The following is a 13,714-nucleotide window of genomic DNA, read 5'->3' as shown; positions in this document are numbered from 1 at the left end:
TCACACAGCGACAGAAACAGGCAGAGGCTTATTTGGACAAATGGGCGCGTGATAACGGACGCGTAGCCAAATGAATATTTGGGACACGAACGGTCATCTTAATGGAAGAACTGTGGTTATTGTAGTTCTTCTGGCGGCTCTTTGGGTCGGGTTGGTTTTCCTCATAGGCTGGATATGCGGACTAGGAGAACGGATAGACGTCGCACGAATGCAAAAGGAGAGTGACGAATTTGCCTTAGGCATCGTGAAACGCAGCCTTGAGAAACGTGCCATGCAGGCTTCTCTGGACCTTAGTAAGACAGACGCGACGCCAGATCAGTCTTTGAAACAAGCGCGACCATCTAAGCGTAAAAACGGGAAGGTGTATCTGTGACGATGAAGGCGATTTGCACGGCCGTCATTGTGGCCATTATAGCGGGATTGATGGGGGTCATTCTCCGGCTGACCTGGAAGGCTGCACGAGAGAAAGCCGCGCGGCAGGCGCAAGATGACGCGCACTCTATTCTGGATATCCAGGCGAAGGCCACACAGGCCGCGACAGATGCTGATAATACAGATGCACAGCTCAATGAGGCTTTAAGTCATGGCACGTTTTAAAACGGTCATCAGTGTTGTGATGTTGAGCGGCTTGGCAGGCTGTGCGGCACCCGAGGTTAAAGGGCTATGCCCCGGATATGTGCATTATAGCCAGGATGACGATCAGAGTTTGCTCGCGGAATTACAGATAGCCGATCAGAACGGACAGACGCTTCCGGTGACGCATCTTTATTTGCGCGATTATGGCAAGCAACGAGCAGCCTTAAAGGTGATCTGCAAAGGAGATTAAACGGTGGCGCTTGTTGATCAATATGGAAAGCCTCTTAAGGCTCCTGTAACGCAGAAAGAAAGCATGGGGGCAAGCGTTGTCGGCTCTCGCCCTGCCATTACGGACTCCATTGTCACGCTGGGATTAAACCCTGCGGATGTTGGGGCTCTGATGCGCTCAGCCGCTGTCGGGAACAGCTGGGACTGGCAGATTTTCTGTGAGATCATTGAAGAGCGCGACCTTCATTATTTGGGGGTGTTAAATACTCGTAAGCGTTCGGTTGCTCAATTACCGATGAATGTCGTGGATGCAGGCCCAAGTAGGATGCAGCGCCGTCATGGTGATTTCGTGCGGGACTGGTTGGATAAAGGTATCGCACAGCGGGCCGCTTTTGACATTTTGGACGCGATTGCCAAGGGTTTCTCGATCCATGAGATTTTCTGGCATAATGAAGCCGGGAATTACTGGCCGGAACGTTTGGTGTATCGGCCCCAACGTTGGTTCGAGATCAGCTATCAAGATGGCGAGACGATCTGGCTGCGTGATGATACACGCACAAGCCGCCCTGCCATTGAGGGTGCTGTAGACGAAGCGGCCATGCGCCCCTTAGACCCAGCCCGCACGTTGGTGCATCGCCATCCCTCTTGGTCAGGGCTTACCATTCGATCTGGTTTGACGCGTGCGGTAGCATTTAATTCCCTGTTTAAACTGTTTTCAAACCGTGATTGGGGCTTGTTTGTGCAAGCCTATGGCGTGCCATTGCGCATTGGTAAATTTGACGCGTCTTCTACCGCTGATGATCGGGCAACCCTATGGCGGGCGCTCACAGATGTAGCCGGTGCCGGTGCGTGCATGATCCCAGATCGAATGCAAATGACATTTGTTGAGCCCAAGAATGGCGCCGGCAGCAATGACACCCATGAACGGCGTATTAAATGGCTAGACGAGCAAACCAGTAAGGCCGTGCTCGGCCAGACAGGTACAACGGATGCACGCCATGGCACGCACGCAGCGGCTGCCACACATCGGCTCGTGCAGGAAGATATTGAGCGGTCGGATGCGGCGTTGTTAGCGGAAACACTGAACAGTCAGCTGGTCAAGCAGATGATTGATTATAGTTTTGGACCACCAAAGGACGGCCACTATCCACGCATTAATATTGGCCGCCCTGATGAAGCCCCAGTTGAAGTCATTATTGATGCTGTCCAAAAAGCCGGACCGCAAGGATTTAAAGTGGCGGCCAAGGATCTCTATGCACGGCTTAATCTGGAACCGCCGGAAGAAGGTGATGATGTGGTGGGCATTGCGGTGCCACCACAACCGGCACTCCCTGCCAAGGTGACGTCTCCTAAGCAAATGGCGGGGGAAGAAACACCGCCGCATTTTCCCACACCGACGAGCCGTGATGAGCAGCCCGCTCCAGAAGAACAACCAGAGAAGTTGAGTTTACACGCGGCCGTTGGGCGGTTGGTGGATCGGTCAGTGAGTCGGTCGCCTCAGATTATCGAAGCTTTGACCGATCATCTGGCCTATGAGGCCGCCACAGGGTTGGGCGCGATGACGGAGGCTGTGCGTGAGCAGATGGAACAGGCGACCTCATGGGAGGATATGAAGCGACGGTTGGAGGATTTGAAGCTCCCAGACGAACAATTCGCTAAGGCCATGGAACAGGCATTGCTCGTCAGTGAATTAGCGGGTGAAGCACAAATGCTTGAAGAGATGAAACATGCCTGATCCCGTTCTGTCGCATGTGCGATTGCCGCCAAGTGAGGCTATTCGTTACTTCCGGCAGAAAGTTAATGTGCCTACCGAGCGTTGGGGTGAACTCGAGTCAGCCGCCCACTCTCGGGCTTTTGCGGTAGCAGGTGCTGCCAGCACAGCGTTATTAAATGATTTCAAAACGGCTGTGGGCCGTGCATTAAGTGATGGCACGACCCTTCAGGAGTTCAAAAAGAGCTTTAATAGTATCGTCAAAAAACATGGATGGGACCATACAGGCACACCAGGATGGCGTGCCAAAGTCATCTATGAGACGAACATAGCGGATGCTTATTCGGCAGGTCGTTACCGACAAATGACCACGCCTGAGGCGTTGGAACTCTATCCATATTGGCGGTATGTGCATCATGAATGCGCTCATCCACGCCCGATGCATTTAGCATGGTCTGGCACGATCCTTCTCAATAGTGATTCCTGGTGGGAGTCACATTATACTCCCAATGGTTATAACTGCCATTGCACTATCGAAGTGGTTTCTGAAGCACGCATGCGGCGCAATCAATGGACTGTTGATAAAGCGCCGCCTATTGATCTGAAGCCATGGCGCAATCCAGCGACAGGAGAAATCATCCATGTCCCTGTCGGGATTGATCCAGGCTTCCAGCATAATCCGGGACTAGAATGGGCTAAGGCGGAGAAAGCACGTCAGGCTTCTGCGATGACGCCGCTTACGCATGTAAAGGGGCAGCCTGTGGAGGCGCTTCCTGAGCAGGAACGTCAAGCTGTGCAAAAGAAACAGATTAAACAATTAGCCAGCATGGAAAGGCCAACGGGTATCGTTGACGCTGCTACCTTATCAGAACATGTGAAAAATCTTCTCGGAAGTAAGAGTCGTCAAGTCTTTCTGTCTTCAGAAACATTGATGAAGAATCAGACACATCATCCCAATATCAGTCCAGATGATTATGCTGATTTAGCCGCGATGATTGCCGACCCTGACTACGTTCTTAAAGAAAAACAAGAAGGAAGACTGACACTACTGGCTGGGACAGGAAGACCCTATCGTATTGTTTTGAAAAGAACGCAGAACGGCAACGAAAACTTTATTCTATCCGTTACGGACATTGGCGATCATCATTTCGCGCAGCTCGTGCGTAACCGCGAAGTTCTGTTTGATAAACGTCACAAGGAGAAGAAATAGCGCGGCACGTGGGTGGGGCCTGCCGGTAACCCCACAATAGTGCTCCACCCAAAGGGCGTGCCCTGGTCGGCAGAATATCGCCAGATCACCACGCGCCGCGCTGCTTATAGTAAGCAGGACGATGTCATGAATCAAGCATAATGGGGCGACGAACACATTCAGCAATAGGAAAGATGATGGCTGTCATTAAGATTGAAGGAACAACAAACCGAATTTCTGAAGCTCTGTCGCGTCTAGAGCTTTTGGGCAAGCAGCCGCAAGAGTTTCTGGCGGCGCTCGGTCTTGAAATGGTGGATCGGACCCGTGAACGTATAGAACAAGGTGTTACGCCAGAAGGAACACCCTTTGCGCCGCTGAACCCTCTTTATGCTCAGAGCAAGCGAGGCCTAGGCATTTTGAGAGAACGTGGGTATCTCTTCAACCGGCTCGTGTCACGGCAGGAAGGAAATACGCTGATTTGGGGTTCAAATGAGATTTACGCAGCAGTCCATCAATTCGGCGCAGTGATTAAAAAGAAGGAAGCGCCCGCTCTTGTCTTTAGAATGGGCGGTCATGTGTTTAAACGTGATTATGTAACGATCCCCGCGCGTCCTTATCTTGGGTTTAACGCAGAAGATCGTGAGGCATTGACCAGCACGCTTGAGGTCTTTTTCAAGCAATGTTTACGCGGCTGACGCTTTCTGCATGGGCGTGGTGATTTTTCAAACGCCTTTCAAACGTTTTCAAACGGGGTTAGAAGCGCTTTCCAATCTCTCTTGAGGTATTTTACCTCTAAAAGGGAAAACGCTCTGTGCGGGCAAATATGAAGCCAACGCAATTTGAGAATAAACCCTCTCATCCGGGGTAAAGGATGCAACCCTGAATAAAGGGGGGATGGTCATCTTATTCTGACACCATGAACGAGATGACGCACTTGCCGCTACCGGCAACAGGCACAACGCCTCCTGAATGGATACATCTTCTGCCTGCTGGGTCTTTCCCAGCCGTCGGTGGTCGTAAGACATTGCGTGCTGAAAGTCTTCGAGATGTCATCACGGCGTCCATGAAGGGCGGCAAAATTGTCCTTGATGAAAACCATTCTACTGACCTTGCGGCTCCACAGGGACATTCATCTCCAGCGATGGGATGGATCGAGCGCATGGAAGTCCGACCAGATGGCATTTGGGGGCACGTGCGTTGGACGAAACGTGGACGGACGGTCATGGATGACCATGGCTATCGCTCCATTTCCCCTGTGTTGAAAAGCACGTCAGCGGGGATTGTGACGCAAATCCTGCGGGCTGCTCTCACCAACAACCCTGATCTTTTGCTCACATCTCTCCATTCCAAAACATCCCAAACAACAGAACAGGAAAATAGCGCGATGACTTATCCGCTGGCTGCGCTGCGTTCTCGTCTTGGCCTCGGGGCTGATGCGGATGAAGCAGCTATTAATAAGGCGCTGGATGGCGCTCGTGGAGCCGTGTCGCTTCATTCTCAGGCAGCCGTCCTCGCAGGCCTCCCAGAGAGTGCTTCTAATGAGGATGTTCTCAACGCTCTAAAGAAGCAGCATGAAAAGGTAACGTTGCATGCAGCGGATGCGGTGAATTTTCAGAAACAGCTTGATGACCTCAAGGCTGAAAATAATCGGATAGCCGCTGAAAGTTGGATGGAAAAAGTAGGACGTCAGAAAATCATCTCAGATGATTTACGTGGTCGATTGCTTACCCTTCATGCTTCTGATCCAACAACAGCTGAGATGATGGTGGAAAGCTTGCCCGCTGCTCCATCAGGAACGGTTACGCTTCACCATGGACGCCAGCATAATGGGACAACCAGCCAGAATATTCCCGGTCTTGATAAGGCGGATAAGGCTTTAGGACTGACAGCAGATGACCTGAAAGCTGGGGGGCTTGCGTAATGGCTCTCAAAAGCGACCGGCCTGTTTCAGAAAAGAATGTCCCTCATGGCCCTGAGTTTGGGCATTCGGTAGCCAGCGGCTTTCGAGTTTACCGGGGCTCTCTCGTAGCGGTTTGTGCCGATGGCACGATTGTTCCTGCTGGCTCAACCAATACGCCGTCACCTCCTGTGGCAATTGTCGGGATAGCGCGACAATTCAAAGATAACAGTCCAGCAGGCTCAACATTAAACGGCGATATGGTGGGACCGCACCCTATCTGGGTCAAAAAAGGCTGTTTTGCCTTACCGTTTGATACGGCTCCGAGCTGGGCAAATGTCAATCAGCCTGTTTACGCCATTGATGATGAGACCGTGTCTCTTTCCCATGAGGGGAGTTCTTCTGGTGAGAGTTCTTCGAGCGGTTCACGGCTGCAAGTTGGCACGCTGGCTGGTTTCGAGACCAACGGCACGCCTTACGTTTTGATTTCCTGAAAGAGAGTTCATCGTGGATATTAATGCGGGTTCTATTAACGCCCTGACGGCTCGAACGTCTTTGGTGTTTAACAAATATATTTCGACAGTTCCTAGTCATTACGTCAAAGTCGCAATGACCATTCCATCAAACGCTGGGGAGAATTTCTATCCGCGTATTGCTGAACTGCCTGGCATGCGCGAATGGGCTGGACAGCGCGTCGTCCATCGCCTGAATACTCAGGAGCGGTTCACAATCGTAAACCGCACATTTGAAGAAACGTTTGGGATACGACGTGAGGACTTTGAAGATGACCAGTTCGGATTTTTAACGCCGGCAATCCAACAATTAGCTGCGGATGCTGCGAAGTTACCAGATCGCCTTGTTTTCGGTCTCTTAGAAAATGGGCATCGCGAGATCGGCATTGACGGGCAGTATTTTTTTGATACCGATCATGTGGGAACGGGAAAGAATGGCCAACCGACGGCCTTCGCTAATATCATGCGCCCTGGTGACGGTGAACAAGCGGCACCGGCTTGGTATTTGTTTAATACACAAAACCCCCTAAAACCCTTGATCTTTCAAACCAGGCGCCCCTTCAGCGTTACGTCACGGACACAACTGACTGACGGGATTGTCTTTAATCATAACGAATTACAATGGGGTATTGACGGGCGCTGCAATGCCGGGTTCGGACTACACAATTTTGCCTTTAGATCCACAGCGCCACTGACAGCAGAAAATCTGGGTAAGGCCATCTCCATGATGGAGACGCAATATCGTAAAGACGGCCAGCCTTATAACAGTCGCCCGAATATCATGTTTGTCCCCACCTCTTTAGAAGGTGCAGGCCGGACGTTGTTGGAAAAAGACCTCATCCCACAGCTGGCACCTGACGGGAAAACCTACATCACCGGGTCTAACCCCTGGAGCAACACGCTGGAATTAAACGTTTGCCCCTATCTCGATCCGCTCGTGAGGAATGACTAATGCCCCAGAAAAAAGGTTCTCAGAACGAGGTTGAAGAAACATACCAGCAAGCAACGCAGAGTTCTGTAGACCCGAAAATCCATTCTGTCGCAGCTGAAGTCCTCATGTCTTCTAGTTCCCTTTCTTTAAAAGCTGGGGAATTACTCGTGATCTGCACTCAGCCAGGGTTTAGACGCGCCGGTATTGAGCATGAACGCCTAAAGGTTTGGGAAGCTGGCGAGCTGACCGAGGGACAGATCGAACAGATGCGACGCGAGCCTCTGCTGACTCTTGTGAAGGTTAGTTGAGATGTCTTACGCGACACTCGCTGACATGATTGACCGTTATGGCCGAGAAGAGATCGAGACCACGACACCAGATCGCGACAGCCCCAGAGGAACACTGGATGAAGCGCGGGTCAGCCGTATTCTCAGTGATGCCTCTTCGACAGTCGATAGCTATCTGCAGCGCCGCTATGTCGTACCCATCCAGCCCGTTCCGCCTGTCGTGGTGCGTATCTGCTGTCAGCTGGCGCGGTTCGATCTCGCTAATGGCGGTAGCAATGTGCCCAGTGAGCAAATCCGTGCAGGCCAGCAGGCTGCTATGGCGTGGTTACGCGATGTCGTAGCGGGGAAAGCCACGCTGGACGCTGTGGCTAAGGTAGATCAGAGCGATGATTGGTCACGCTTCCAATCGCGCTCGACCTTTCATTCACGCGAAGGGTTTTCCTATGAATGAAGAGGAAATTACCCCACCCGGCTATCCTGGAGCGATTCTTAAAGGGGATGTTGTTGCCAAAGCCTATCGGGGCTTACGGCGACGGTTAGAGAGTTTATTTCCGACTGAGGTGTTTAAGCATATAGCGTTGCCGCCTCATGCCAGCCGTAGGACGTGGGACGAGATTGTGAATGATACGCCTGCTGTCGCGGTTGGGATCGGCACCTGGCAGGCTTCAGGCAAGGCAGTTGGTAATTTCATTGGCGATCTAACCTTTCCTGTGGCGGTTCTTCAAAGTCAGAGCCGTTCCGAGGATTTGTATCTGGGCACGGGAAAAATTCGTGGCATGGGCGTGGCCGGGATCATGGCTGCACTGGCTGGTGGCTTAAATGGCTGGAAATTGCCTGATGTCGCGTCATGCCGTGTGGGGTCTATCACGCTGCCCAACACAGAAGATTGGTTTGGCGACCGGGCAGCGTTGGTAGTGGCGGATGTCGTGTTTCCTAATGTGGGTCTGGATAACACAGAAGCTCTTGAGGAGCTGGATGAGTTTCTGAGTCACCGAGATCATTTGAAAATTATGGGACAACAAAATGGCGAATGAAGAACAACGGCTTGTCCTTGTCCGAGCAGGTGAAGGACGGCGCGTATTGGCTCCTGATGGCAGCGCTGTACCAAAGGAAGGGTTCCGCGTTAACCCCTATGACCCATGGTGGGGCGTCTGCTTGGCCAATGGTGACGTCGTGCCTTTGAATGATGTTCAAGACACACAAATGGCGAGACAGAAAAGCGTGGCGGTAAAGCCGGAGGTCAAGGATGCCTGATTTTAGAGAAATTCCCGGATCATACGCCGTTCCTGGCAGCTACATGGAAGTCCATGACCTACCAGCGGCGGACCGTGTGAGCGATATGCCGCTGCGTGTGATCATCGTGGGGCAGACCAATCAGCAGTTTGAGAATAATATCCTCCACGAAAATGTTACGGTGCCGCAAGTTGAAAATATCTACGGGCGTTCTGCCATTATGACGCAGGCCGTTCGGGCGTTCATGGCGGAAAACCCTAATCTGCCCGTGGATACGATTGGCATATTGACACCGGGTGATGCCAGGGCTGCTACCGCGACCATCAAATTCACTGGCAGCTCGTGGCGTAACATGACGAGCGGTGTTTATATCGGCGGTATTCGTGTCAGCTGGACCGTTAGTAGCGGGGATACCCCGTCAACGGTCGCGACCAATCTGTTGACGGCGATTAATGCCAGTCTCATCGGTGAAAACCTCGGCATCACGGCGCAAATTGGCAATGGTGGTGATAATATTGTCTTAACGGCTGGGGAAGCTGGGCAGTTAACGAATGATTTTAATGTTCGTTTTTCTAGCGCCACGGTCGATCAAATCCCGGGAATGGGCGTGCTCGTCAACAGCATGGCGGGAGGAACGGGCACACCTGATATGAGCCCTGCCATCCTATCCTTAGGTGACCGCTGGTATACAGATGTGGTCCTCCTCCAAAATGATCCAGCGGCTGTAACTCTCTTTGCACAGGAAGCCAAACGTCGGTCTGGGGCGATGGTGGCTCGCGATATGCGGGTTCATGTGGGGATGATAGGCACGCAAGGACAAGCACTGAATTTACAAGGTTCAGTCTCAACTTCCGAAAATGTTATTCTGTTCCCGTGGTGGTTTCCTAAAGCCTCGTCATGGCAAATGGTCAGTGCTCTGGCCGCGCAGGTCGCGCAGAGCTTAAATACGGACCCAGCCCGACAGTTGCGCGGTCTGCCGTTGAACACATTGGCGGGGCTCGGACCGGAGAAGCAGGACGATTTCAGCGACCAGCAGAAAAATGTGTTGTTGAACAATGGCTGCTCAACGGCAGTCGTGAATGATGATGGCACGGTCACGCTTCAGCGCGTGGTGACAACCCGCACCATCAATCCTGCGAGTGGCACACTCTCTGGGGTATGGGATGTGATGATCCCAGCCATTGCAGCGCGTGTGCGCTATGAGTGGAATACCTACATTGAGGCCACGTATTTCCGCTCAAAACTAGCTGATGATGGCTCACCACTCGCCAATGCGGATGGGGTGGTGACGCCTAAAACCCTCAAGGGATCGTGGGCCGGACAATGTAAACTCTATGAAGCCCTCGGCTGGATTGATGACGTCGCAATAACAGCCCCACAAGCAGTGTTCCAGCGTGATCTTTCTGATCGCAATCGGGTGAACAGCACTCTTCCTATCAAACCGATGGGATCATTGATGGTCTTGGCCAATATCCTGAATATGGAGGTCTAACGTGGCACAGACATTAGGCATTATTCGCCTCTTCTGGCGCGGCAAACTCTATGACACGCAGAAAGGCGTCAAGTTTCGGCTTCCGGGTGTCAAAAATGATGATGTGGCAGGCAATTTCCGCACGTTGCGATCAACCCAGTATCAAGTGGGACAAGTCCAAGCCACGATCATCCCGATTACGGGAAGTAGTCCGACGGATTTCTCTCCTGCTCTTGGAGAGGGGGAGCTTCAATTGCAGTCTGACCTTGGAAAAGTCTGGGTGATTTCAGACGCCTATGTGCGTGAAATCCCAGAATGGAGCGACGATGGTAAAGCAGCCGTTACATGGTCTTTTAACACCTATCAGGAAATTTCATGATGTCACAAACAAATGCACAGGCTCTTCCACCACGGGCAACACTTCTCGATGATGGGACAGTTGAATATGCATTAAGCCGCCCGGTGACCATTGACGGTCTTAATGAGTCTCTCACAGTGCTGAAATTTCGGGAGCCTACAGCCGGTGATCTCATTGATGCCGGAGCAACAGGCGCATCAGGGGCACAGGGCCTTGCGCTTTTGGCCAGTGTCACGGGGAACAAGTCCCTTCTGGGAGAGAAATTACTGCGTGCTCTGCCTGCGCGGGACTTTCTGGCGGCTCAAAAGGTTGTTGCGTATTTTTTCAACGATGGCCTGCCGACTGGCCAGTAAGGCTGGCGGCTCTGGCCAATACGCTGAGATTTAATCGAACCGATTTACGGGCTCTAACCCTCGGTGAGTTAGCTTTTTGGTCGCATGCCCAATCTGACTATGTGGCTCTGGTTCAGAGCCAACAAAATTCCCATTAAAGACGTAAAGGGCCGCGCATGGCAGGCGAGTTAACGGCACAATTTGAGCTTGAGTTGCTTGACCGCATGAGCGGCCCTCTGCGTGAAGTGCTCGATCATGTTGAAGGTTTAAACCGTGTTTTAACGCAGTTTAACGGCCATGGGAAAACAGTTACCGACACGACTGACAAGCTAGATGGGGCTTTACAGAAATCTTCTTCCGGGGCGGCTGCGGTTTCTGATGCTCTCTCCAAAACGAATGCAGTTCTAGGTCAAACAGAAGCTGCTGGTCATGAAGCCGGGAATGGATTGCATTCCGTTGATGCTTCCATGGCAGACATTGAGGGACAAGCAACCAGCACATTAGGCTCTGTCGAGCGGTTAAGTCGCACCATGATGGGGCTCCATGAGAGTACAAATCAAGAACGTGCTGGAACGGAGAAATTCAACGAAGTTTTACAGGAATCCTCCTCCGGTGCAGCTGCGGTTTCAGATGCTCTTTCTAAAACGAATACTGTTCTAGGCCAAACAGAAGGAACGAGTCATGAGGTCGAGGATGGGTTACGCTCTGTTAACGACGCGCTGACAGAGGTTAACGATCAAGCGAGTGGCACACGAGGATCTGTTGAACAGTTGAGCCGCACCATGACGGGGCTCAGTGAGAGTACGGCTCAGGAAAGTACTGAGGCGGCAAGACTGGATGAGGCTTTACAGGACACTTCCACGGGTGCAAAGGCGGTTTCTGATGCCCTCTCCAAAACGAATACTGTTTTGGGAGAAACAGGTGGTGCAAGCCATGAAGCTGGAAATGGTCTGCACTCTGTTGAAACCTCTCTGACAGGGGTTGAAGAGCAAGCTAAGAGCACGCTCAGTGCCGTTGAACGTCTGAAAAACGCTATGAGAGACATGCATGGCGACGTTGGCAAAAAGCTGCATGGCTTCCATGAGAATTTCAATAAAGCGCAAAGCCAAGGTTTTAACGCTCTCGTTTCAGGCTTTGAGTTAGCAGAACCGGTCAAAGAGGCTGCCGAATATGACAACATCATTCGTCATGTTGGGATCGGTCTGGAGATCCATGGCGATGCACTCGACGATTATGTTCTGCGAGAAAAAGTCAAAATTAATGAGCTGGCCCGTGAAACAGGTCAGCGCAGCGGTGCATTGGCTGAGGGGCTGGGATTTTTCTCTCGTGAAGGTTTCCGAGGCGACGAACTGGACCATCTCCTCTCTGTTACGGCGAAAATATCCACAGCTTATAATGCAATGCCTGAGTCCGTGGCAAAGTCAGCTTTTGCTCTGAAAGAAAATCTGGGTGTTGATAATAAAAACCTGCTTGGTGCTTTGGCGAGTGTGGCCATCGCCGGGAAGCAAGCGGATTTACCTTTTGAAAAACTCGCACCTCTCTTGCCGCAAGTTGCAGCCGCGGCTGGGGCTTTGGGCGTCAAGGGGCGAGCGGGCGTAAATGATCTCGCGGCCGCCCTGGCGGTCGTGCGTAAATCAACGGGAACAGAAGGCGAAGCAGCCACAGACGCCAAAGCATTCCTGCAAACGATTACGTCCACCACAGGGGCGAAGAAATGGCAGAAAATCTTCGGAGAAGACATATACGATCTAGAGGCGAATGCTCGTAAACATGGGCAAGACCCAATGATGGCTGTGCTGGAGCGTATTCGTGGATTGGTCGCTCAAGTGGGCGACACGAATAAAGCCCTCGGTATGATCTTTCATAATCGTGAAGATAAAGAATTCACCTCTGGGGTGTTAAATCACTGGGATCAGTATGTGACGATCCATCGCTTGGTCGAAAGTGCTGATCAAGGAGTGATTGACCGAGATTATAATGACGGCCGTAAAAGCACGCTCATCCAGGTGCAAGAATTTGAAGACGCTACTGCGCAATTGATGCGGCGGATTGGCGATGATTTTGCGCCGACGCTCCATCTTGTCACGCAAGCGATTAACGGCGTGAATAAGGCGTTCGAGTGGATGGATCGGGTTGCGCCAGGTTTGTCTCCGATCTTGGTGGGTACCGCTGGGGCTTTCCTTGGGATCACGACGGTCTTGATGGCGTTGGGCGCAGTAACAACCGCAGCGACCGCAGGGTTCGGGATTTTAGCGGCAGTCATTGGCGCTGTTAGTTGGCCGGTCGTGTTGGTTATTGCCGGGATTACAGCCGTCGGTGTAGCGCTTTACGAGCTTTATCAGCACTGGGATCAAGTAAAAGTCGTCATGGACCATGTTGGGACGGCGGTCGTTAATTTTATTAACAAAGTTCTTGATGCCATCCCTGGGGCTCTAAAGGATGGGTGGCAATGGGTTAAAGACACAACGAATCATGTCTTACATTTACCGGGCTCTCCACCAGCAAACAATCCTGAGCAAAACGTACCTGGGATTTTGCCGCCACCGCCGTCAGCAAACCAGGATAATAATAAGGTTGATCCTGCAAGACATGATCCGCTTGGGAATGTTTTAAACCTCAATGATTTTTTGATGGCGAAAAATCAGCCATCATCGCTTCTTCCATTCCCGCTTCCGAAAATCCCCACTGTGCCTATTCCGATGCCTCCATCAGAAAGCCGGGGTCAGAATAAAGAGGGTTATGGAAATCATGGTGCGACAGGCAAGGTATTACATCTTCATAAAACACGCCACATCGAACAGAAATCCACATTTGCTGTTGCGCCGCTGCCGCCTGCCGCTCCTGTCGTTCAGCCAAGAGAAGAACGACGTTTGAGAGTTGATATTTATGCGGATGAAGGGCTGAAAGTTCACACGAATAACGGAAATGATCCATCCCTAGAGACACACACTTATAGCGGCCATAACGGCATGATGGGGAGGCCCTGATC

The 13,714-nt window shown here is 51.8% G+C and carries 17 protein-coding genes; all 17 read left to right on the top strand.

Annotated elements, in window-relative coordinates:
• Positions 1–112: 112 nt before the first annotated feature.
• Positions 113–373, top strand: a complete 261-nt coding sequence (locus tag GS501_RS02485) for a hypothetical protein (protein WP_160830279.1) — start codon at positions 113–115, stop codon at positions 371–373.
• Complete coding sequence (locus tag GS501_RS02480) at positions 370–597, top strand: hypothetical protein (RefSeq protein ID WP_160830278.1); 228 nt, start codon at positions 370–372, stop codon at positions 595–597. Before GS501_RS02485 ends, GS501_RS02480 begins: the two co-directional genes overlap by 4 nt.
• Positions 584–826: a hypothetical protein gene (locus GS501_RS02475; RefSeq protein ID WP_160830277.1), complete on the top strand. Its 243-nt coding sequence runs from the start codon at positions 584–586 to the stop codon at positions 824–826. Before GS501_RS02480 ends, GS501_RS02475 begins: the two co-directional genes overlap by 14 nt.
• A gap of 3 nt (positions 827–829) precedes the next feature.
• Positions 830–2,539: a DUF935 family protein gene (locus tag GS501_RS02470; RefSeq protein ID WP_160830276.1), complete on the top strand. Its 1,710-nt coding sequence runs from the start codon at positions 830–832 to the stop codon at positions 2,537–2,539.
• On the top strand, positions 2,532–3,725 hold the full coding sequence (locus tag GS501_RS02465) for a phage minor head protein (RefSeq protein WP_160830275.1): 1,194 nt from the start codon (positions 2,532–2,534) through the stop codon (positions 3,723–3,725). Before GS501_RS02470 ends, GS501_RS02465 begins: the two co-directional genes overlap by 8 nt.
• Before the next feature lie 173 nt (positions 3,726–3,898).
• Positions 3,899–4,399, top strand: coding sequence for a phage virion morphogenesis protein (locus tag GS501_RS02460; RefSeq protein WP_160830274.1), 501 nt, complete (start codon positions 3,899–3,901; stop codon positions 4,397–4,399).
• 221 nt (positions 4,400–4,620) lie between these two features.
• The gene (locus tag GS501_RS02455) at positions 4,621–5,625 is read left to right on the top strand and encodes a phage protease (RefSeq protein WP_160830273.1); all 1,005 of its coding nucleotides are present in this window, start codon (positions 4,621–4,623) and stop codon (positions 5,623–5,625) included.
• Positions 5,625–6,095: a hypothetical protein gene (locus GS501_RS02450; protein WP_160830272.1), complete on the top strand. Its 471-nt coding sequence runs from the start codon at positions 5,625–5,627 to the stop codon at positions 6,093–6,095. Before GS501_RS02455 ends, GS501_RS02450 begins: the two co-directional genes overlap by 1 nt.
• Positions 6,096–6,108: 13 nt before the next feature.
• Positions 6,109–7,065, top strand: a complete 957-nt coding sequence (locus GS501_RS02445; RefSeq protein WP_370517913.1) for a Mu-like prophage major head subunit gpT family protein — start codon at positions 6,109–6,111, stop codon at positions 7,063–7,065.
• Positions 7,065–7,352 carry a hypothetical protein gene (locus GS501_RS02440; protein WP_160830271.1) on the top strand — a complete coding sequence of 96 codons (288 nt, stop codon included), beginning with the start codon at positions 7,065–7,067 and terminating at the stop codon, positions 7,350–7,352. Before GS501_RS02445 ends, GS501_RS02440 begins: the two co-directional genes overlap by 1 nt.
• Position 7,353: 1 nt before the next feature.
• Positions 7,354–7,782: a DUF1320 domain-containing protein gene (locus GS501_RS02435; protein WP_160830270.1), complete on the top strand. Its 429-nt coding sequence runs from the start codon at positions 7,354–7,356 to the stop codon at positions 7,780–7,782.
• Positions 7,775–8,365, top strand: a complete 591-nt coding sequence (locus GS501_RS02430) for a hypothetical protein (protein WP_160830269.1) — start codon at positions 7,775–7,777, stop codon at positions 8,363–8,365. The genes GS501_RS02435 and GS501_RS02430 overlap by 8 nt, the downstream gene beginning before the upstream one ends.
• Complete coding sequence (locus GS501_RS02425) at positions 8,355–8,585, top strand: hypothetical protein (RefSeq protein ID WP_160830268.1); 231 nt, start codon at positions 8,355–8,357, stop codon at positions 8,583–8,585. The genes GS501_RS02430 and GS501_RS02425 overlap by 11 nt, the downstream gene beginning before the upstream one ends.
• Positions 8,578–10,056 (top strand): phage tail protein, encoded by a 1,479-nt coding sequence (locus GS501_RS02420; protein ID WP_160830267.1) that lies wholly within the window; start codon positions 8,578–8,580, stop codon positions 10,054–10,056. Before GS501_RS02425 ends, GS501_RS02420 begins: the two co-directional genes overlap by 8 nt.
• 1 nt (position 10,057) lies before the next feature.
• Positions 10,058–10,414, top strand: coding sequence for a phage tail tube protein (locus GS501_RS02415; protein ID WP_160830266.1), 357 nt, complete (start codon positions 10,058–10,060; stop codon positions 10,412–10,414).
• Positions 10,411–10,746 (top strand): phage tail assembly protein, encoded by a 336-nt coding sequence (locus tag GS501_RS02410; protein WP_160830265.1) that lies wholly within the window; start codon positions 10,411–10,413, stop codon positions 10,744–10,746. Before GS501_RS02415 ends, GS501_RS02410 begins: the two co-directional genes overlap by 4 nt.
• Before the next feature lie 155 nt (positions 10,747–10,901).
• Positions 10,902–13,712, top strand: coding sequence for a phage tail tape measure protein (locus GS501_RS02405; RefSeq protein ID WP_160830264.1), 2,811 nt, complete (start codon positions 10,902–10,904; stop codon positions 13,710–13,712).
• Positions 13,713–13,714 lie beyond the last annotated feature (2 nt).

Origin of the sequence: Saccharibacter sp. 17.LH.SD, from assembly GCF_009834805.1 — a bacterium.
In the GTDB taxonomy this organism is placed as follows: domain Bacteria; phylum Pseudomonadota; class Alphaproteobacteria; order Acetobacterales; family Acetobacteraceae; genus Saccharibacter.
The sequence above is the reverse complement of the archived record's forward strand: the minus strand, read 5'-3'. Positions and strand labels throughout refer to the sequence as shown.